Source organism: Streptomyces sp. NPDC059092 (assembly GCF_042756365.1).
Classification (GTDB): Bacteria; Actinomycetota; Actinomycetes; order Streptomycetales; family Streptomycetaceae; genus Streptomyces.
Map to the genome: position 1 here is coordinate 5039 of NZ_JBHZEJ010000055.1, position 20510 is coordinate 25548.

Annotated in this window: 16 protein-coding genes; 6 read left to right on the forward strand and 10 right to left on the reverse strand. The window is 69.3% G+C overall.

Annotation, left to right across the window (positions count from 1 at the left end):
* Positions 1-220 precede the first annotated feature (220 nt).
* From ACFXPL_RS26685 to eccD, 6 genes are all read right to left on the reverse strand, one after another.
* Positions 221-673 carry a hypothetical protein gene (locus ACFXPL_RS26685; RefSeq protein WP_384924265.1) on the reverse strand — a complete coding sequence of 151 codons (453 nt, stop codon included), beginning with the start codon at positions 671-673 and terminating at the stop codon, positions 221-223.
* A gap of 4 nt (positions 674-677) precedes the next feature.
* Positions 678-1430: a 4-hydroxy-tetrahydrodipicolinate reductase gene (gene dapB / locus ACFXPL_RS26690; RefSeq protein WP_384924267.1), complete on the reverse strand. Its 753-nt coding sequence runs from the start codon at positions 1428-1430 to the stop codon at positions 678-680.
* Positions 1431-1479: 49 nt separating this feature from the next.
* Entirely contained in the window at positions 1480-2856 is a 1377-nt protein-coding gene (locus ACFXPL_RS26695; RefSeq protein WP_384924269.1) for a M16 family metallopeptidase, read from the reverse strand.
* A complete protein-coding gene (locus tag ACFXPL_RS26700) occupies positions 2853-5078 on the reverse strand; it encodes a polyribonucleotide nucleotidyltransferase (protein ID WP_384924271.1) in 2226 nt (741 codons plus the stop codon). The genes ACFXPL_RS26695 and ACFXPL_RS26700 overlap by 4 nt, the downstream gene beginning before the upstream one ends.
* A gap of 386 nt (positions 5079-5464) precedes the next feature.
* Positions 5465-5755 (reverse strand): 30S ribosomal protein S15, encoded by a 291-nt coding sequence (gene rpsO / locus ACFXPL_RS26705; RefSeq protein WP_319685150.1) that lies wholly within the window; start codon positions 5753-5755, stop codon positions 5465-5467.
* Between the two features lie 183 nt (positions 5756-5938).
* Positions 5939-7435, reverse strand: coding sequence for a type VII secretion integral membrane protein EccD (gene eccD, locus ACFXPL_RS26710; RefSeq protein ID WP_384924273.1), 1497 nt, complete (start codon positions 7433-7435; stop codon positions 5939-5941).
* A gap of 163 nt (positions 7436-7598) precedes the next feature.
* Between eccD and eccCa the strand changes: the two genes are divergently transcribed.
* From eccCa to ACFXPL_RS26740, 6 genes are all read left to right on the forward strand, one after another.
* Positions 7599-11549: a type VII secretion protein EccCa gene (eccCa, locus tag ACFXPL_RS26715; protein WP_384924275.1), complete on the forward strand. Its 3951-nt coding sequence runs from the start codon at positions 7599-7601 to the stop codon at positions 11547-11549.
* A 78-nt stretch (positions 11550-11627) separates the two neighbouring features.
* Positions 11628-12053 (forward strand): hypothetical protein, encoded by a 426-nt coding sequence (locus tag ACFXPL_RS26720; RefSeq protein WP_384924277.1) that lies wholly within the window; start codon positions 11628-11630, stop codon positions 12051-12053.
* A 101-nt stretch (positions 12054-12154) separates the two neighbouring features.
* Entirely contained in the window at positions 12155-14422 is a 2268-nt protein-coding gene (locus ACFXPL_RS26725; protein WP_384924279.1) for a hypothetical protein, read from the forward strand.
* Positions 14423-14440: 18 nt separating this feature from the next.
* A complete protein-coding gene (locus ACFXPL_RS26730) occupies positions 14441-15409 on the forward strand; it encodes a hypothetical protein (RefSeq protein WP_384924281.1) in 969 nt (322 codons plus the stop codon).
* Positions 15410-15457: 48 nt separating this feature from the next.
* Positions 15458-16033: a hypothetical protein gene (locus ACFXPL_RS26735; RefSeq protein WP_384924283.1), complete on the forward strand. Its 576-nt coding sequence runs from the start codon at positions 15458-15460 to the stop codon at positions 16031-16033.
* 113 nt (positions 16034-16146) lie between these two features.
* The gene (locus ACFXPL_RS26740; protein ID WP_384924285.1) at positions 16147-16380 is read left to right on the forward strand and encodes a DUF397 domain-containing protein; all 234 of its coding nucleotides are present in this window, start codon (positions 16147-16149) and stop codon (positions 16378-16380) included.
* Positions 16381-16503: 123 nt separating this feature from the next.
* On the opposite strand, the gene ACFXPL_RS26745 is transcribed toward ACFXPL_RS26740, so the two are convergent.
* The 4 genes from ACFXPL_RS26745 to eccB form a co-directional block, all read right to left on the reverse strand.
* Positions 16504-16812, reverse strand: a complete 309-nt coding sequence (locus ACFXPL_RS26745) for a WXG100 family type VII secretion target (protein WP_384924287.1) — start codon at positions 16810-16812, stop codon at positions 16504-16506.
* 57 nt (positions 16813-16869) lie between these two features.
* The gene (locus ACFXPL_RS26750) at positions 16870-17217 is read right to left on the reverse strand and encodes a WXG100 family type VII secretion target (protein WP_384924289.1); all 348 of its coding nucleotides are present in this window, start codon (positions 17215-17217) and stop codon (positions 16870-16872) included.
* A gap of 419 nt (positions 17218-17636) precedes the next feature.
* Entirely contained in the window at positions 17637-18914 is a 1278-nt protein-coding gene (gene mycP / locus ACFXPL_RS26755) for a type VII secretion-associated serine protease mycosin (protein WP_384924338.1), read from the reverse strand.
* A 32-nt stretch (positions 18915-18946) separates the two neighbouring features.
* On the reverse strand, positions 18947-20488 hold the full coding sequence (gene eccB / locus ACFXPL_RS26760) for a type VII secretion protein EccB (protein ID WP_384924291.1): 1542 nt from the start codon (positions 20486-20488) through the stop codon (positions 18947-18949).
* Between the last annotated feature and the right edge of the window lie 22 nt (positions 20489-20510).

A 20510-nucleotide genomic window follows, 5' to 3' on the forward strand; every position in this document is an offset into this window, starting at 1 on the left:
CCGGTCCGGGTCGGGTGGGTCGCGCGGGGGGGCCCTCTGGGGGGTTGGTGGGGGGCGACTAGCCCGGCGCGGTGTGTGGGCGGCGGCCGGCGGGGGGGGGGCGGGCCCGGGGGGGCGGCCCCCCGCTCCGTCGTGTCGGGCCCGCCGCCCCGTACGGCGCGGCTGACCTGCGCGTACAGGAATCGCGCGGAGGAGCGGTACGGCGCGGTACGGGGCCGCGTCAGACCTGGACGGGTCTGCCGTCGTGGAGGGCGATCGCCCGCTGCATCGCCTTGCGGGCGCGCGGGGTGTCCCGCGCGTCGTGGTAGGCGACCGCGAGCCGGAACCAGCAGCGCCAGTCGTCCGGGGAGTCCTCCGTCTCGGCGCGGCGCGCCGCGAAGACGGCGTCCGCGGAGTCCCGGTCGATCCGGCCGCCCGGGGTACGGACCAGCTCGTCGACGGGCAGCCCTCCCTCGGCCTCCAGCTCCGTGGCGAGCCGGTTCGCGCGGTTGACGAACTGGGTGTTCTTCCAGAGGAACCAGACGCCGATGACGGGCAGGATCAGCACCGCGACACCGAAGGTGACGGTGAGAACCGTGCCGTGCTCGATCAGGAGCACGCCGCGGCTGCCGACCAGGACGAAGTAGACGACCAGGACGGCGGCCGTGACGCAGTAGGTGATCTTCGCGCGCATGGGGTCAGCTCAGGTCGAGGAAGTGTTCGAGGCCGACGGTGAGCCCCGGGGCGGTGACGACGCGCCGTACGCCGAGCAGGATGCCCGGCATGAAGCTGCTGTGGTGCAACGAGTCGTGGCGGACGGTGAGCGTCTCACCCTCGCCTCCGAGGATGACCTCCTGGTGCGCGAGGAGACCGCGCAGCCGTACGGAGTGGACCGGTACACCGTCGACATCGGCGCCGCGCGCCCCGTCCAGCGCCGTGACCGTCGCGTCGGGCTGCGGGACGCTGCCCGCCTGGGCCCTGGCGGCGGCGATGAGCTGGGCGGTGCGGGTGGCCGTCCCGGAGGGTGCGTCGGCCTTGTTCGGATGGTGCAGCTCGATGACCTCGACGGACTCGAAGTAGCGGGCGGCCGTCTCGGAGAACTTCATGGTGAGGACCGCGCCGATGGAGAAGTTCGCCGCGATCAGGACGCCCGTGCGCGGCGAGGCGTCGAGCGAGGTGTGGAGCTGCGCGAGCCGTTCGTCGGTCCAGCCGGTGGTGCCGACGACCGCGTGGATGCCGTGGCGGACGCAGAAGTCGAGGTTGCCCATCACCGAGGCGGGTGTGGTCAGCTCCACCACGACCTCGGCACCGGCCTCCACCAGATTCTCCAGCCGGTCGCCCCGGCCGAGGGCGGCGACCAGTTCGAGGTCGTCGGCGGCCTCGACGGCCCGTACGGCCTCGGAGCCGATACGGCCCCTGGCGCCCAGAACGGCCACGCGCAGCTTGCTCATTGCTCTGTTTCCTTCACCTTCGGGGGTACGGCCCGGCCGGTGGGCCCGGTCAGGAGACCGCTTCGTCGAGGCGGGCGGCCTGCTTGTCCTTGAGCGGCCCTATGACGGACAGCGAGGGACGCTGTCCCAGTACATCGCGGGCGACCGCGCGTACGTCGTCGGGGGTGACCGCCGCTATGCGCCCCAGCATCTCGTCGACGGACATCTGGACGCCCCAGCACAGCTCGCTCTTGCCGATGCGGTTCATCAGTGCGCCGGTGTCCTCCAGGCCGAGGACGGTGGCGCCGGAGAGCTGGCCGACGGCGCGCTCGATCTCCTCGTCGGCGAGTCCGTCCGCCGCGACCCGGTCCAGTTCATCGCGGCAGATCTTCAGGACGTCGTGGACCTGGTTCGGCCGGCAGCCCGCGTAGACCCCGAAGAGCCCGCAGTCGGCGAAGCCCGAGGTGTACGAGTAGACGCTGTAGGCGAGGCCGCGCTTCTCCCGTACCTCCTGGAAGAGCCGGGAACTCATGCCGCCGCCGAGCGCCGTGTTCAGCACACCGAGGGCCCAGCGGCGCTCGTCGGTACGGGACAGGCCCGGCATGCCGAGGACGACATGGGCCTGCTCGGTCTTGCGGTTCAGCACATCGACGCGGCCCGCGGCCCGTACGGCGCGGCTGCCGTCACGGGGCGCGACGGGGGCGGCGTCCGTACGGGAGAGGGCGCCGGCCCGGTCGAACGCCTTGCGGACCTGGCGTACCACCGTGGCGTGGTCGACGTTGCCCGCGGCGGCGACGACGAGGCGCGTCGGGTCGTAGTGCTTCCGGTAGAAGCGGCTGATCCGGTCGCGGTCCAGGGCGTTGACGGTGTCCACGGTGCCGAGGACGGGGCGTCCGAGGGGGGTGTCGCCGAACATGGTCTGCGCGAACAGGTCGTGCACGCAGTCGCCCGGGTCGTCCTCGGTCATCGCGATCTCTTCGAGGATGACACCGCGCTCGGCGTCGACGTCCGACGCCTCGATGAGCGATCCGGTGAGCATGTCGCAGACGACGTCGATGGCGAGCGGCAGATCCGTGTCGAGCACCCGCGCGTAGTAGCAGGTGAACTCCTTGGCGGTGAACGCGTTCATCTCGCCGCCGACCGCGTCGATCGCGGAGGAGATGTCGAGGGCGCTGCGCCGCTCCGTGCCCTTGAAGAGCAGGTGCTCCAGATAGTGCGTGGCGCCGTTGAGGGCGGGCGTCTCGTCACGGGAGCCGACCTGTACCCAGATGCCGAAGGTCGCGGAGCGCACCGACGGCAGAGTTTCGGTGACCACGCGCAGGCCGCCCGGGAGGGTCGTACGGCGGACCGTGCCGATCCCGTTCTCGCCCTTGAGCAGGGTTTGGGTACGGGCGACGGCCCGCGCCTCGGAGGAGGTGCGGGCCGTCGTCCTGGAGCTGGATGTCACTTGGAAGCGTCGTCCTTCGCGTCCTCGGACTCGGCGGACTCCTCGTCCTCCATCACGGGGATGAGGGAGAGCTTGCCGCGCTGGTCGATCTCGGCGATCTCGACCTGGACCTTCTGGCCCACTCCGAGCACGTCCTCGACGTTCTCCACACGCTTGCCACCGGCGAGCTTGCGGATCTGCGAGATGTGCAGCAGTCCGTCCTTGCCGGGCATCAGGGAGACGAACGCGCCGAAGGTGGTCGTCTTGACGACCGTGCCCAGGTAGCGCTCGCCGACCTCCGGCATGGTCGGGTTGGCGATGCCGTTGATCGTGGCGCGGGCGGCCTCGGCGGCCGGTCCGTCGGCGGCACCGATGTAGATCGTGCCGTCGTCCTCGATCGTGATGTCGGCGCCGGTGTCCTCCTGGATCTGGTTGATCATCTTGCCCTTGGGGCCGATGACCTCGCCGATCTTGTCCACGGGGATCTTGACGGTGATGATCCGCGGGGCGTTCGGGGACATCTCGTCCGGGACGTCGATGGCCTCGTTCATCACGTCGAGGATGTGGAGGCGGGCGTCGCGGGCCTGCTTCAGCGCGGCGGCCAGGACCGAGGCGGGGATGCCGTCGAGCTTGGTGTCGAGCTGGAGCGCGGTGACGAACGTCTTCGTACCGGCGACCTTGAAGTCCATGTCGCCGTAGGCGTCCTCCGCACCGAGGATGTCGGTGAGGGCGACGTAGTGGGTCTTGCCGTCGATCTCCTGGGAGATCAGGCCCATGGCGATACCGGCGACGGGGGCCTTGAGCGGCACACCGGCGTTCAGCAGCGACATGGTGGAGGCGCAGACCGAGCCCATGGACGTCGAGCCGTTGGAGCCCAGCGCCTCGGAGACCTGGCGGATCGCGTACGGGAACTCCTCGCGCGTCGGCAGCACCGGCACGATGGCGCGCTCGGCGAGCGCGCCGTGGCCGATCTCGCGGCGCTTCGGCGAGCCGACGCGGCCGGTCTCACCGACGGAGTACGGCGGGAAGTTGTAGTTGTGCATGTAGCGCTTGCGCGTCACCGGGGAGAGGGTGTCGAGCTGCTGCTCCATGCGGAGCATGTTGAGGGTGGTGACGCCCAGGATCTGGGTCTCGCCACGCTCGAACAGCGCGGAGCCGTGCACGCGCGGGATGGCCTCGACCTCGGCGGCGAGCGTACGGATGTCCGTGACGCCGCGGCCGTCGATGCGGACCTTGTCCTTGATGACGCGCTCGCGGACCAGGGACTTCGTCAGCGCGCGGTAGGCGCCGGAGATCTCCTTCTCGCGGCCCTCGAACTGCGGGAGCAGCTTCTCGGCGGCGAGCTCCTTGACGCGGTCCAGCTCGGCCTCGCGGTCCTGCTTGCCCGCGATGGTGAGCGCCTGGGCCAGCTCGGACCTGACGGCCGCGGTGAGGGCCTCCAGGACGTCGTCCTGGTAGTCGAGGAAGACCGGGAACTCGCCGGTGGGCTTGGCGGCCTTGGCGGCGAGGTCGGCCTGGGCCTTGCAGAGCGCCTTGATGAAGGGCTTCGCGGCCTCCAGACCGGCGGCGACGACCTCTTCGGTGGGCGCGTCGGCGCCGTCCTTGACGAGCTGGATGGTCTTCGTGGTGGCCTCGGCCTCGACCATCATGATCGCGACATCGCCGTCCTCCAGGACCCGGCCGGCGACGACCATGTCGAAGACGGCGTCCTCCAGCTCGGTGTGGGTCGGGAAGGCGACCCACTGGCCCTTGATCAGCGCGACACGGGTGCCGCCGATCGGGCCGGAGAAGGGCAGGCCCGCGAGCTGCGTGGAGCAGGAGGCGGCGTTGATCGCGACCACGTCGTACAGGTGGTCGGGGTTGAGCGCCATGATCGTCTCGACGATCTGGATCTCGTTGCGCAGGCCCTTCTTGAAGGAGGGGCGCAGCGGGCGGTCGATGAGGCGGCAGGTGAGGATCGCGTCCTCGGAGGGCCGGCCCTCACGTCGGAAGAAGGAGCCGGGGATCTTGCCGGCCGCGTACTGCCGCTCCTCGACGTCCACCGTGAGGGGGAAGAAGTCGAGCTGGTCCTTGGGCTTCTTGGAGGCGGTGGTGGCCGACAGCACCATGGTGTCGTCGTCCAGGTACGCCACGGCGGAACCGGCGGCCTGCTTGGCCAGTCGGCCCGTCTCGAAGCGGATGGTGCGGGTGCCGAAGGTTCCGTTGTCGATAACGGCCTCGGCGTAGTGGGTCTCGTTCTCCACTAGTGATTTCTCCTCGTCTTCGTCCGGTGCCCGTGTGGCAGGGGACGTGGCGGAGGAGCGCTCCTTGGTGCGGGCCGGTCTTCGATCGAAGCACCCGGGGCGGCGGCATGGGCCGCGCCTTTCCGGGCGCCACTACCGAGGACCGGCGGCGGTGGAGGTCGCTCCCCCTCTTCAGTTTGTGCTCGTGCTCTTCAGTTGTGCTGGTGTGTCCAGGTTACTGAGATCGGCCACGGGATGGCATTCCGGCCGTCCCGGGCGAGGCGCCCGGTCCGCCCCGTACGGGGCGGACGGTGGCCGCGTAAAGATCACGTACCCGCGGGAGGCCCCGTACATACGGCGAAGGGAGCGGTTCCCTGGACGTGGGAACCGCTCCCTATCACGGCGTCTTACTTGGCGCCGCCGGCCGCACCGCGGCGGATGCCCAGGCGGTCGACCAGCGCACGGAAGCGCTGGATGTCCTTCTTGGCCAGGTACTGGAGCAGGCGGCGGCGCTGCCCGACCAGGATGAGCAGACCACGACGCGAGTGGTGGTCGTGCTTGTGGAGCTTGAGGTGCTCGGTCAGGTCCGAGATCCGGCGCGACAGCATGGCGACCTGGACCTCGGGGGAGCCGGTGTCACCTTCCTTGGTGCCGAACTCGGTCATGATCTGCTTCTTCGTAGCGGCGTCGAGCGACACGCGTACTCCTCGTGAGTCTTCGTGGCCACCGAGTGCCCCAGGTCGAATACTCTGGGGAGCTTCCGTTACTCGGGAGGCGGGAGATCCGTTGCGCGCCGACCGCGGAGCCAGGGGCTTCGGTGGTCACGTACACAAACGGCCGTCGCCCAGGGTACCAGCCCTCGGGCGAGCCCTTCACAGTGGTCAGCCGGTGAGCGCGCGGGCCGCGCTGAAGACGTCGAGTACGGCCAGGCAGAGCGGCACCAGCGAGAGCAGCACCGCACCCTCGGCGAGGTCGAGAAGGCGCCCCCAGAACGGGGAGAGGCCCTTGCGCGGGATGATCAGGCCGATCGCGGTGATCAGGGCGGCGCCGGCGGCGACGCTCACGGTGAGCCAGATCGTACGGATGTCGAGGGCGCCGCGGTCGCCGTACACCAGCAGTTCCCTGACGTAGTCGACGGGCGGGTTCAGGGAGAGCCCCAGGATCAGCAGGGCGATCGCGGAGATGCCCGCGGTGAGCGCGCAGGCGACCTGGGACGTGTAACGGAACAGGCGGGCGCGCAGCAGCGTCGCGAGGCCCGCCGTGAGGGCGAGGAGCTGGGCCCAGACCGTGTCCGAGAAGCCGAGGACGGCGGCAGAGCCGACGACGACCGCCGCGCAGCCGCCGACCAGGCCGAGGAGCATCTCGTGGCCGCGGCGGGCCTGCGCGGCGATGCGCGCGGCGTCGACGGGCTCGGCGTCGGGTACGGCGTTCTGGTCGGGGAGGGCGCCGAACCCGTCGTACGTGCCGTCGGACGCGTCGTTCGTGGCGGCGCGCGGCGAGGCGTAGCCGATGGGAAGGCGGGCGAAGCGCGCGGAGAGGCCGGGCAGGAAGGCGACGAGGCCGACGGCGACGGGGACGCAGACGGCCGCCGTGTCGGTGGCCGACGCCTCGGTGAGGATCATGACGAACGTCGCGAGGGTGCCGACGGTCGCCAGGAACGTGGCGGCGACGAAGGGCGCGTCGCCGCTCGGGGTGAGCGCGACGAGGGCGACGGACGCGACGAGGACGGTGACGCAGCCGAGCAGGAACTGAAGGCGTCCTGGCCCCTGCCCCGCGTCGGGGGCGAGGATGCCGGAGCCGGCGATCAGCAACAGGGGCAGCGCGCCGAGGCCGAGGGCGACGGCGGTGGCCCGGTCCGCGTACACCCGCGCCCGTACGCCCGCGAAGGCTGTCAGCAGCACGCCGGCGACGCCCGCGATGATGCCGGGCAGGCCGTGCATGTCGTGGCGCACGGGGTCGGCGAACCACAGGACGAAGCCCATGAGGACGAGGAGCAGTACGCCGCCTATGAGGCCCGCGCCGCGCAGCAGGTCGTCGCTCCACAAGTGGCGGTCGCGGCGTACGGCGGAGGCGACGGCGTCCGAGACGTCGTCGAACACGGCGGGCGGCAGGGATTCCGCGAAGGGGCGGAGGCTGAGGATCTCGCCGTCGAGCACCTGCTGCGCGGCGAGGGTGCGGGCGCCGTCGAGGACGGTCCCGTCGCGCCGTACGAGGTGGTATCCGGTGGGGGTGCCCGCTGTCTGGGTCTGGCCGGTGAGCCGCAGGATCTCCGGATGGACGTCGGCGACGGCGATGTCCTCCGGGAGGGCGACATCGATCCTGCTGTCCGGCGCCACGACAGTGACGCGGCAGAAGCCGGTCGCTGCGGTCGTACTCACGTGTCTGGACCCCCTGATTCGCGGTTGCGCACGGTGCGCGCGCCACCCTACCGGGAGGGGTGCGGTGCGGCTGCACGTAGGATCACCGTCGCGCGGAGCGACGCCGTCGCCACGGGGGCGCCGGTACGGAATCGCCCGTCCGTCTTGAGGGATTGATACGCCGGTGAGCCAGATCATTGTCAAACGCCCGCCACGGTCCCTTCCGCCGGAAGTGCCCTCGGATGCGCTGACCTTGGAAGCGCCGCCCGAACTGCCGCGTGGTCAGCAGGAGGGCATGCTGATGCAGGTCCTGCCGGTACTCGGCATGGGTTCGTCGGTGGTCTTCTTCTTCTCGCCCCAAGCGCCGCCGTTCATGCGGATCATGGGCGTTCTGATGCTGTTCTCGACGGTCGCGATGATCGCCGCGCAGATCGTCAGGTACCGCCGCGGTACGCAGGGGCAAATTGCCGATGTACGGCGCGACTACCTCAAGTACCTGGCGCAGACGCGGCGTACGGTGCGCAGGACGGCGCGGGCGCAGCGCGACGCGCAGCTCTATCTGCACCCGTCGCCCGAGCAGCTCTGGTCGGTGGTGGCCGAGGGGTCGCGGGTGTGGGAACGGCGGGTCGGCGACAAGGACTTCGTCCAGGTGCGGATCGGTCTGGGGGCGCAGCAGCTCGCCACGCCGCTGATGGCGCCGGAAACGGCGCCGGTGGACGAGCTGGAGCCGCTGTGCGCGGGCGCGATGCAGCGGTTCCTGGCGGTGCACGGCTCGTTGGACGGGCTGCCCATGGCGGTGTCGATGCGCGCCTTCTACCACGTGACGGTCTCCGGTGAGCAGGATTCGGCGCAGGCCACGGCGCGTGCGCTGGTCGCCCAGTTGGTGACGCTGCACTCCTGCGAGGACCTGATGGTCGCGGTGGTGGTGTCGCCGGGCGCGGCGGGGCGCTGGGAGTGGACGAAGTGGCTGCCGCACACGCAGGTGCCCGGGCAGATCGACGGGGCCGGTACGAAGCGGCTGTTCGGCGATGACCTCGGGGAGCTGGAGGGTCTGCTGCAGAGCAGGCTGGAGGGGCGTCCGCGGTTCGGCAGGGACAGTTCGCCGGTGCTGGACCAGCCGCATGTGGTCGTCGTGCTGGACGGCGGGATGGTGCCGCCCGACTCGCTGTTCGCGGCGGTCGAGGGCCTGCAGGGCGTGACGATCGTCGAGGTGGTGCCCGGGGAGCTGGACGAGCCGCGGGGCGGCCTGTCGGTTGTCGTACAGCCGGGGCGGCTGTGGCTGGAGTCCGGCGGGGGTCTGGCGTACGAGGGGGTGCCCGACGGGATCTCGCTGCCCGCGGCGGAGGCGCTGGCGCGCCAGCTCGCCCCGCTGCGTACGGGCGGGGGCGACGACGACGAACCGCTGCTGGCCAACCTGGACTTCACGGATCTGCTGGGCCTGGGCGACGCGGGGGCCGTGGACGTGGCCCGTACGTGGCGGCCCCGGTCGACGGCGGAGCGGCTGCGGGTACCGATCGGGGTCGGTGAGGACGGCGGTCCGGTGATGCTGGACCTGAAGGAGGCCGCGCAGGAGGGCATGGGGCCGCACGGGCTCTGTGTCGGCGCGACGGGGTCAGGCAAGTCGGAGCTGCTGCGCACGCTGGTGCTGGGGCTGGCGGTCACGCACTCCTCGGAGACGCTGAACTTCGTTCTCGCCGACTTCAAGGGAGGTGCCACGTTCGCGGGGATGTCGCAGATGCCGCACGTGGCGGCGGTCATCACCAACCTGTCGGACGACTTGACGCTGGTGGACCGCATGGGGGACGCGATCCGCGGTGAGCTGCAGCGCCGTCAGGAGCTGCTGCGTTCGGCCGGCAACTACGCCAACATCCATGACTACGAGAAGGCGCGGGCGGCCGGCGCCGCACTGGAACCGCTCGCCTCGCTGGTCCTCGTCATCGACGAGTTCTCCGAGCTGCTGACTGCCAAGCCCGACTTCATCGACATGTTCATCCAGATCGGCCGGATCGGCCGTTCCCTGGGTGTGCATCTGCTGCTGGCCTCGCAGCGGCTGGAGGAGGGCAAGCTGCGCGGCCTCGACACGTACCTCTCATACCGCGTCGGTCTGCGCACGTTCTCAGCGGCGGAGTCGCGTACGGCGCTGGGCGTGCCGGACGCGTACCACCTGCCGTCGGTGCCGGGCTCCGGGTATCTGAAGTTCGGTACGGACGAGATGACGCGGTTCAAGGCGGCGTACGTCTCGGGCACGTACCGCGCGGGCGGACCGGACCTGTCGGTGGGGCAGTTCCCCGTCGAGCGGCGTCCGGTGCTGTTCACGGCGGCGCCGGTGCCGGTGGTGTACGCGGCGCCGGACCCGGCGGCGGCGTTCGTGCCGGCGTCGGAGGACGAGGCGCTGGCGGACACGGTGCTGGACGTCATCGTGCGGCGGCTGGACGGGCAGGGGGTGCCGGCGCATCAGGTGTGGCTGCCGCCGCTGGACGAGGCGCCGACGCTGGACCAGTTGCTGCCGGGGATCGCGGTGACGGAGGCGCGCGGGCTGAACGCGACGGAGTACTCGCGTCCCGGCGGGCTGACCGTACCGCTCGGGCTGATCGACAAGCCCTTCGAGCAGCGTCGTGAGGTGCTCTACCGGGACTTCTCCGGGGCGGCGGGGCACATGCTGGTCGTGGGAGGTCCGCAGTCCGGCAAGTCGACACTGTTGCGGACGCTGATCTCGTCGTTCGCCCTCACCCACACCCCGCGGGAAGTGCAGTTCTACGCGCTGGACTTCGGCGGGGGCGGGCTCGCCTCGCTGGCGGATCTGCCGCATGTCGGCGGGGTCGCGTCGCGGCTGGACCCCGAGCGGGTGCGGCGAGCCGTCGCGGAGGTCCTGGGCGTCCTCAACCGGCGCGAGGAATTCTTCCGCTCGAACGGCGTCGACTCGATCGCCACGTACCGGCGCAAGCGCGCCGCGGGCGAGCTGCCCGGTGAGGCGTGGGGCGACGTCTTCCTGGTCATCGACGGCTGGGGCGGTTTCAGGAACGACTACGAGATGATGGAGCCGATCATCTCCGACATCGCGGCGCGCGGTCTCGGTTACGGCGTCCATGTGGTGGTCACCGCCGCGCGCTACATGGAGGTGCGTGCGGCGCTCAAGGACCAGATGCTCGGCCGGCTGGAGCTGCGGCTCGGCGACGTCATGGACTCCGAGTTCGACCGCAAGGTCGCGGCGAACGTCCCGGCGGGGGTGCCGGGCCGCGGCCAGGTGCCGCAGAAGCTGCACTTCATGAGCGGGCTGCCGCGTGTCGACGGGGTGAGCGACGCCGCGGATCTCTCGGAGGGTACGGCGGCGTTCGTGCGGGCGGCGAGGACGCACTGGGCGGGCCAGTCGGCCCCGACGGTGCGGCTGCTGCCGCGCAAGCTCCCCGCCGACCAGTTGCCCAAGGGGTTCGAGTTCCCGCGGTCCGGCGTCGCGGTCGCGATCGACGAGACCAATCTGGAGCCGGTGTTCGTCGACTTCGAGACCGACCCGTTCTTCCTGGTCTTCGGCGAGAGCGAGTCCGGCAAGACCAATCTGCTGCGGCTGATCGCGAAGCAGCTCGCCGAGCGGTACACCCCCGACCAGGCGAAGTTCGTGGTCGGCGACTACCGGCGGACGCTGCTGGGATCGCTGTCGGAGCCGCATCTGCTGGAGTACGCGCCGATGGCCTCGTCCATGCAGATGCACATGGAGGCGCTGGGCGGCGTCTTCGCGCGCCGTCAGCCCCCCACGGACGTGACGCCGCAGCAGCTCAGGGACCGGAGCTGGTGGAGCGGGCCGCAGATCTTCATCATCGTCGACGACTACGACCTGGTGGCGACCAACTCGGGCAACCCGCTGGCCCCGCTCGCGGAGTACCTGCCCTTCGCCCGGGACACAGGGGTCCGCTTCATCATCGCGCGGAACGCCGCGGGCGCCTCACGGGCCCTGTACGAGCCGTTCATGCAGCGCGTGCTGGAACTGGGCGCCCAAGGCGTGGTCCTGTCGGGCGACCCGTCCGAGGGCGACCTGATCGGCCGCGTACGGGCGACCCCGATGCCGCCGGGCCGCGGCTACTTCGCCTCGCGGCGGCGCGGCAATCCGCTGGTGCAGACGGGTCGGCTGCCGGGCGTATGAGGTGTGCGAGGCGGCGTGCGCGCGGTGGTGTGCGCGCCGCCTCGCACCTGAACAGATTTCACAACGGGGAGACACATCATGGGATTTGACGAGGAGTGGGGCCAGCTGCGCTCCGACGCCGCCGCGAGCCGGTCGACGGGCATGCGGCTGAACAGCACGGACGCCGGCGGGGCCGCGTCGGGCGGCGGGGACGTCGCCTCGACACCCGCGCAGAAGAAGGCCGCGGCGAACGACATCGAGAGGGACCTGGAACCCAGTACCAAGAAGGCGGGTGACTGGGCGGACGAAGCCTCGAAGGGCGCGGTCACGGGCTTCACCGGCTGGGACACGGCGAAGGGCCTGAAGACGGTGCAGGAGACGTGGGAGGGCCAGGTGAAGACGCTGATGGGGCGGCTGTCCGTGGAGAAGGGTGCGCTACGGGGCGCAGGCGGGCTCTTCGCCCGTAACGACCTCGACACCCGCGGAAACTTCCTGCAGTCCCGGTCGAAGCTCAACGGGGTGTAGGCCGCCGGTTCGCACACCGACACGGGCACGACCGGTAGGCGGATCGGCACCCGGTTCCTCACGAGGAGAGCGGAAGAAGCATGCTCACATACGAAGACGTCATGACCACCGACTTCGCACTGCTGACCACGGCAGCGGGCAAGTGGGACGACATGGCCGGCGAGTTCAAAAAGGTCGAGGACCGCTACAAGGACAGCGTCCAGTCGGTCACCATGAGCCCGAACTGGCTGGGCACCAGCGCGACGGTGGCCCACACCAACTTCGCGGCGACCCGCTACGAGTACGCGGCGGCCCAGACGCAGGCCAAGGCGATAGCGAGCCTGCTCCGCGACGCCCACGAACAGTTCGTGGAGCTCAAGAAGCGGGTCCAGTCGGCCCGGGACGACGCCGTCAAGGCCGGTATGAAGGTCTCCGAGTACGGGACGGTCTCGTACGACTACTCGAAGCTGACCGACTCCGAGCGCCGCGCCGTCCAGCACGATCCCGACGCGCGCAACGTCGAGCAGTCCTGGGCGAAGCACATAGACGATTGCGTCAAGGCGGTCGACGATGCGGACAAGGGCGTGAAGGTGGCTCTCGACGCTGTGGTCGTCGACTCCATAGGTGACAAGAACGACGAGACGCTCGGCACCGGGTTCAACGCGCACGCCAAGGGCGACATCGAGCTGTACGAGGCGGAGAACCAGAAAGAGATCGCCACGCGGATCAACAACGGCGAGAAGGTGTCCGCCGCGGAGTGGGCGGAATTCCAGAGGTCGTTCCGCGACAACTCCGACAACAAGGCGTTCAGCCAGACGTTCCTCAACAGCCTGGGGCCCGAAGGCACCATCAAGCTCAACGACCGCCTGAACGACTTCTCACATGACAAGGACAAGAAGCTCGACCGCGGCCAATACCAGGACATCCAGAAGGGGCTGGCCAACACTGTGGCCGGAGCCACCCGCGTCCCGGGGAGCGTAACGGACTCCCCACCCGGATCGAAGAAGTACCAGGACTGGGTGGCAAGTTCCGACGGAAAATTTTACCGGGAATGGACGGAAGGGCTGGATAAATCCGGTACGAAGAACTTCGGATCGAACACTGAACCACTCTACGGGTACCAGTTGTTCGTCGACATGATGGATCACGCGAACACCCCGTACGACGACCAATTCCTTTATGCCCTGGGCGATGACCTCATCGCAGCCGAGAAGGACAACTCGGGAATATTCACCAAGTGGGGCCGGGGCCATGAAGGAGTGAACACCGACGCCGTCGACGGACTGCTCAAGGTCATGAGCAAGAATCCGGAGGCAGCCACAGCTTTCTTCGACCCGGATGGAAACGGCACGGGCGAGAATCGCGTCGTCAACGACCACTTGAAGTATCTGGTAGGCAGCGGGGACGATGCCCGCGAATGGCCGAAAAACGTGATCACCGGCTATTCGGTGACGACACTCGACGACCCGATGAGCCGCATGGGACTGGGCGCCGCGCTGGAATCCGCGACCACCGGCCATCCACCACTGGCTGAGGGGCAGTCGGGCGGCGAGCCTGGTCCGCACAGCGCCGCCCAGGCCAGGGTGATGCAGGAAACCATCAATGTCCTCGACGACAAGGCCGGCGGCGAATCCGTCCACCAGAATCTCCAGAAGAATCTCGGACGGGCGCTGGCCGATTACTCCCAGGATAGTCACCATATTCTGGCGGAGAAAGGTACGAAGTACGGCAGTCCCGAAGGAATGGACAGTATCTGGAAATCCGGCGACGGCGAGGCTGGTATCACCGTCGGGAAGGACAGTCTCATGCGCATCATGCGCGGGGTGTCCGCAGACGACCAGACTTATGCCCTCCTGTACGACACACAGCGTACGTACGCGATGGAACAGCTTTCCCAGGCTCCGCAGGCCGGCGGGGAAGGCCATGAGGCCTGGAAGAATCCGGCGAGTGATATGGGCTCCGTACTGGGCGCGATGAACTCGATCGGGTCCGATGTGATTCTGGACGAGCGGGACGACAAGATAGCCGCTGTGAACGATCAGGCAAGGTACGCCTATCATTCCATCGGCGCACCGGTGACCGGACTTCCGGTATTCGGCGATACCGCACAGAGGCTGGTCGACGCGGCAACCTACGAGTGGTCGAAGGATGTCAGCTCGGCGGCCTCTTCGGTGGCCCAGGAAAAGAACTCCGAGCACTATACGGCCGGGGTGGGCGGCACGTACAGCATGATTGACAGCTTTGCCCGCGACCGCGGCGTGGACGTCTTGGACGAGAACAACAGCAAAAAGGATCCGAACTGGGAGGCATGGCAGGCCATGCGGCGAGAAGCCAAGCAGTCTTATTCCAGCTCACGCGGCGATGCCGCAGTCAACCTCGGATGGGATTGACGTTCCATGCCCGTACGTATGCCGCGCTCCCGACGCGCGAAATGGTCGGCCGTCGCCGTTCCGGCTGTTCTCGTTCTGGCCGGTGGGCTGTTCCTCACCTTCAACACCAATGCCTTCGGCCCCGAGAGGGTCTGTCACGGCAAGCTGTCGGCGGACGACGTCCAGCGGGCCTTCCCCGGAACGGGGCGGCTGACCGGCGAGGATGCCGGACAGGCCCGAAGTTGCACGGTCGAACGGACAGCCGTCGGACCGGGCACCACCGATGTGCGGTTCTCGCTGGAAGTCTCTTCGGAGAGCGCCGCGTTCCCCTTCGAACGGGGCACCTGGGCGATGTCCGCGAGCGACGACATCGTGGCCGGGGCCCTGCCCGGGGTGACGGACGAGCGAAGCGGCTGGCTCCTGCTGCCCTCGTCCTGCACGGCGCTCGCCGCCCCAGCGGCTCCGGGTGACAGGACGGTGCTTCGGGCCCGCGTGTGGAGCGGCGCGGCGGAGCCGACGGCCTTGGCGCGGCTCCTCACGACGGCTGCCGCGTCATGGACTGCCGAGTCGGACTGCCGCCCGAAATCCACGGAGGGGCCGGGCGACGTACTGCCCGCGTCCACCGTCTCCGCGACCGACCTCGACGAGGTCTGCGCCCTGCCCGGATTCCGGCTCGCCAAGACCACAGGGCCGAAGGGCCAGTCCGTACAAGAGCGGACCTCCGGCGACCTCGACAGCGCGTGGTTCTGCGATCTTTCCTTCACGGGAGACGAGCGGAACGGCCCGTTCACCAGACTGGCCGTCGTGAAAGACCCGGAACTGGCCGCGTCACTCACGGACAGGCGGGTCGAAAAGGCCGTCTGCGGGGGCGAGGAGACGTACTTCCTGCTCGACAACGTCGATTACCCCTGGAACCCGAAGGAGCGCGCAGCGACGGGATTCCCTGCCGAAAAGGAACTGAGCGATCTCTTCGCCAAGGCCGCACGCGGGTCCCTCGACTGCTCGTGACGGAATTCCGCCCGCGCCAGAGGCTCGCCACTCCGTATCGGAAGGTCCATGAGAACGACGGACAGCACATCGTTCACCCTTGAATCGTGGGAGACCCAGCAAGGCCGTCACGGCACTCGTCGGTACGGCTGGCGCGGCACTTCGGAGATTTTCGGCAGAATTGTGGTGACCTACCCCGTTGCCCGCCAGAGCACCTGGGCCCGGGTCGGAGTGGACGGTGAGCGTATCCCCGCATCGTCGTTCGAGGGCTTCGCTGACGGGAGCCGCCCGTCCCTGTCGCTCATGCAATTCCGGGTGGGCATCACACCCGTCCCACTGCGCCGAAGGCGGTGGGCCCTGACGAAGAAGGGCCGTTCGCTGCGTCTGACCCACGGCGGCCATACGTACACCTGCACGGCCGCCCGACGCGGGAAGGGCTATGCACTGGCCCGTGAAGGCGTGCGCATCAGAGTCTCCCAGAAGGGGCGTGGGAGCAGGAGGCGTCAGACCGTCGAGGTAAACGGCCCGGCCGAGCCGGTCGACATCTCCATCGCGGTTGTCTTCACCGGCGCCAACTTGGCCAATCTCACCCTGCCAGGGGCCGTCAGATCCATTCTGGCCAGGCTTCTGGACCTGAACTCCTGACGTCCTGGACCGCGTGGGACAGGTGATGCGCCGCATCCGGCGCGAACGACGCCGCCGACTACGGATACTTTGGTCTGCAACTCCGTACCGTGACGAAGAAGGGGAGGCCCCTGATGGGCACTCAGCAGGAGAAGGACGAGCTGTACGCGCTCGACATCAGTGGCGTGGAGTGGCAGGGCGCTCCCGGCACGACTCCGGACGAGGAGCGGGTGGAGATCGCCTATCTCCCGGGCGGGGCCGTCGCGATGCGGTCGTCGATGGACCATGACACCGTGCTGCGGTACACCGAGGCCGAGTGGCGGGCGTTCGTGCTCGGTGCGAGGGACGGGGAGTTCGACCTGAAGTGAGCCGGGAGGAGCCTTGGCAGGGCTCGGCAGGGGCCTCGTAGGGCTCTACGGCGGCTGGAGGACGGCCGAGGGGCACGCCCGGTACGGTGCGTGCCCCTCCCCGTGTTTCCCGGCCTGGGCCGGTCAGTACGCCTCGGTGAAGAACCGCGAGGCCTTCACGTCCGTGGCGCGGTACCCGTCCTTGCCGCTTTCGATCAGCTTGGCGACCTTCTCCAACTGATCCCTCATGTGCGTGGCGTTGCCCTTGTACTTGCGCTGGAGGGCCTCGTACTCCCCGTGAGCCTCGCCGTCCCAGGTGTCGGTGACCACCTTGAGCGCCAGGTCCATCTCTTCGAGGTCCTGGATGATGTTCTTCGAGACCGTCCGGATGCGGTTCGCCATCTCCTGGACGGACTCGTACCGAACCCGGGTGCCCGGATCTGTGCCGGCCATGCTGTTCTCCTCGGTGTGTGGTCGATCGGCCCTGCGGCCGCGAGCGGGTCGGTCGTGTCAGATGTTGTTGAGACCCGAAGTGTTCTGCGGGGTCTCGGTCCTGGCGGCGGCGAACTGGGCCCGGACGTCGTCGTCCTGCTCGTTGCTCAGGTTCTTCGTCTGGCCGACGGCGTTGTCCAGGACGGTGAGCAGACGGAGGATGGCGTCGTGGTCCTCGTTGATCATCACCTGGGCCGAGACGAAGCCCTGGGCGCCGACACCCGTCCATCCGGCGCTGACCGTCGCGATGATGTCGGCCAGTTCCCTGGACTGCTTGGAGACCTGCTGCTTGGTCTCCGTGATCTTGTTCTTCGCCTGGACGATCGGGTCGTCTGAAAGTCCGAACCCACCTGCGGGGCTGCTCATCCGGAGTCCTATCTATCGGTTCCCGGCCCGGCACACGCGATCGCCGCCGGGCTTCTTCTTCTCTTCGCGCGCGCCGCCGGAACGGGCCGTGGTGTGTTCCCCGGACGTTCCCGCACGTACATCGCGCTTGCCCCCGTGTCTCAGAAGAGGGGGAAGCAATGGGTGAGGATGGTTTTCCCGTCGGAAGGGGCGGTACGCGTCACTGTCCGGAGGGCGGGAATCTCCTCCGCCGTCCAGCATGTCCCCCGCCATGTCAGGTCCCCCATGACCCCCGTCGACCCCATGGGCCTCATCGCACTCGTGAAGCCACGGTCACTTTAGCCATATCTCCTCCCGGCCCCAACACCGGTTTCGGGAGAGAGATCGACTTCACCCGCCGGAACTCATCGCAAAGCGCGACGGCGCTGTACGGCGCAGACTCAGGTCCGCCGGCGCGGCCTCCGGCGCCGTGAGTCCCGGCCTCGCAGGTCCCGCAGCACGGTGGCCGAGCCCGCGACGACCGCGACGAGTACGCCGCCGATCCCCAGGGCGTACGTGGCGTACCGTTCCGACCGCTCCTGGGACGTCTCGGAGAGCGCGAGGTGCGCGGGCTCGGGCGCGGGCGCCTTGGGCGGGCCCGGGTCGGGGCGCGGGGACTCGGGTGCGTGATCGTCCTCGGTCAGCGCGCGGACCGGGTCGACGACGCCCCATCCGACGAAGTCGTCATGGCCGTTGACGCTGCGTTCGGAGGTCTGCTCGATCTGCGCGACGATCTGGTGCGCTTTCCACTCCGGGTGCTTGGCGCGCAGCAGCGCGGCGACGCCCGCGACGTACGGGGCGGAGAAGCTCGTCCCGTTGTCGACGCACTGGCCGTTGCCGGGGACCGTGGAGACGATGTCCACGCCCGGCGCCGCCACCCCGACGAACGCGCCGGACTGGGAGAACGCCGCGCGCTCGTTGTTACGGTCGGACGCGGCGACGGCGAGGACTCCGTCGAAGGCGGCCGGGTAGGTGTTCTTGCGCCGCCCGTCGACACCGTCGTTTCCGGCCGACGCGACGACCACGATCTCCTCGTCGAGCGCGCGGCGCACGGCGCGGCCCAGGGTGGAGTCCTCCGTCAACGGCTTCGTCGTGTCCTGGGAGATGTTGATGATGTCGGCCTTCTTGGCGATGGCGTGGTCGATCGCCTTGGCCATGGTGGTGTCCTGGCCGCTGTTCTTCTCATCGTTCTGGCGGATGGGGATGATGGTGGCCGCGGGGGCCAGTCCGACGAATCCGGTGCCTTTACGGGGGCGCGCGGCGATGATGCCGGCGACCTTGGTGCCGTGGCCGACCTTGTCGTCCGTACCGTCGCCGTCGGCGCCCTTCTCCATCTTCTTGGCGAGGAACTCGGCACCCGTGGAGGTGTCGACGGCCTTCCTGAGCTGGCGGTTGGTGTTGTCGACCCCGGTGTCGATGACCGCGACGCGCACGCCCTTGCCCTTGGTTTCCGCCCACAGTTCGTCGAGTATCACGCGCTGGAGGGGCCAGGGGGTGCCCGCGATCTGCTTCTTCATCGGGAACGAGCATTCGCCGCTGCCGTTTATCCCGAGGCTCCAGGACGCCACTCCAGGCCCCTCCGCGGACTTTTCGGCTCCCTGGGCCGGGGGGACCGCCGTCAGCCCGGCCAGGGCCGCCACAGCGGCCACCAGGGCGGTTTTCGTGCGTACGTGAGGCATGCGTACGTAAGGCATCAGGTCCCGGTCCTCCCTCACGAGCCCTGCGGCTGGCGGGCGCTGTTGGTGTCGAGCCGCGGCCCCTTCGACAGGAACTCCGACCAGGCGATCGGGACCAGGGCCGGGGTGACCTTCTCGTAGCCGAGCCTTATCTGTGCCACGCTGGGCTCGGGGCGGCCGTCCTGCTGCTCCGGCCGGTCCCCGGTGCCGATCTCCGAACGCGAGGCATCGCTGTCCCCGTTCGCCTGGACCGCGTACCGCAGTCCGGTGTCCGTCACCAGGAAGAGCGAACCGTCGGGGTTGGTCTGACGTCCCCGCACCTGCGTGTAGAGGAGCCCACTGCCCGGGGTGACGTACGTACTCGTGCCCGCCGCGGTGACGTCCGCGGGGTACGCCGCGCCGGCCCAGGTGGAGAGGGTCGCGCGGCCCTTGTCGTCGACGGAGCGGAGCACGCTGCACACGGTGTCGCGGGCGCCTTCGCCGCTCTCCTTGTTGACCTGGGTGGTGCGCCGTTCGGGCCAGCGGTGCTCCGCGCCGAAGGTCTCCGTGCCCGGTGTGAGCGACTGCGCGTCCACGGTGTCGGCCTCGCCGCCCATGTCCAGGCCGCCGGTCTGCGGGGAGTTGATCAGCAGCCAGGCGGTGAACTCCGACACCGGCTGCACCTTCCCCTGAAGGACGACGTAGTGCTGCGGCCCCGCGCCGGTCTGCGCGAGCAGCACCTTCCCGACCCGGTCCTGCTCCTCGGTGAGCCCGCCGCCGACGCCCGCGTCCGCGGCGACCTCGCCGGGGACCTCGGGGAAGTCGACGGGACTGCCGGTGTGCAGCGTGTCCAGCCAGTCGTCGGTGACGGACTGCGGCTCCCTGCCGCCGACGAGCGCGCGGGTGAGGTTGTCGCTCGGCTTGTCGCGCACCAGGTACTTCGTGCCCTTGGCGTCGACCAGGTAGCGGTCGCCCTTCTGGCCCTTCACGTACAGCACCTGCGCGCCGGTCAGCCGCTGCCCGCCGTCCGTCCTGGCGAAGTCGCGGTCCGCGAAGAGGAACGCGGCCTTCTGCACACTGCCGCCCTTGCCGCCGCCCGGCTGCTCGCAGACGGCCCACCGCTTGGGCCGGGCCGCCTCCGTGTCGCTGGGCAGCCGGTCGGGCGCGTACGGGATGCCGAGGATGGGGCCGCGCGGAGGCTTGCCCGCGTCGAGGATCTTGTCGGGCACCTGGATGACCGCGAACTCCTTCGGAGTGAGCAGGAGCCGCGCGGACGCGAGGTTGAGCACGGGGTGGAGGAGTGTCTCCTTCTGCTTCCCCTCACCGGTACTCAGTACGACGTAGCGGGTGGTGGAGTCCTTGCCGACGATCACCTTGGTGTCCGGCTTGGCCCAGTCCTTGGGCGCGGTGGGCTTGAACATCCCCCACGCGCCGAACCCCGCCAGGATCACCGCGCCGACGATCAGCCCGGGGACGACGGCGCGCAGCGGTCTGGGCGCGCCTTCCTCCGCGGCGGTGGCCGAGGGTTGGAGAAATGCGGCCACCGTGCGCTTCTTCGCGAAGGTGTACGCGTTGAGCTCATCCCGCCGTGATGCCATGAGTCCCCATCGATGAAAAAAG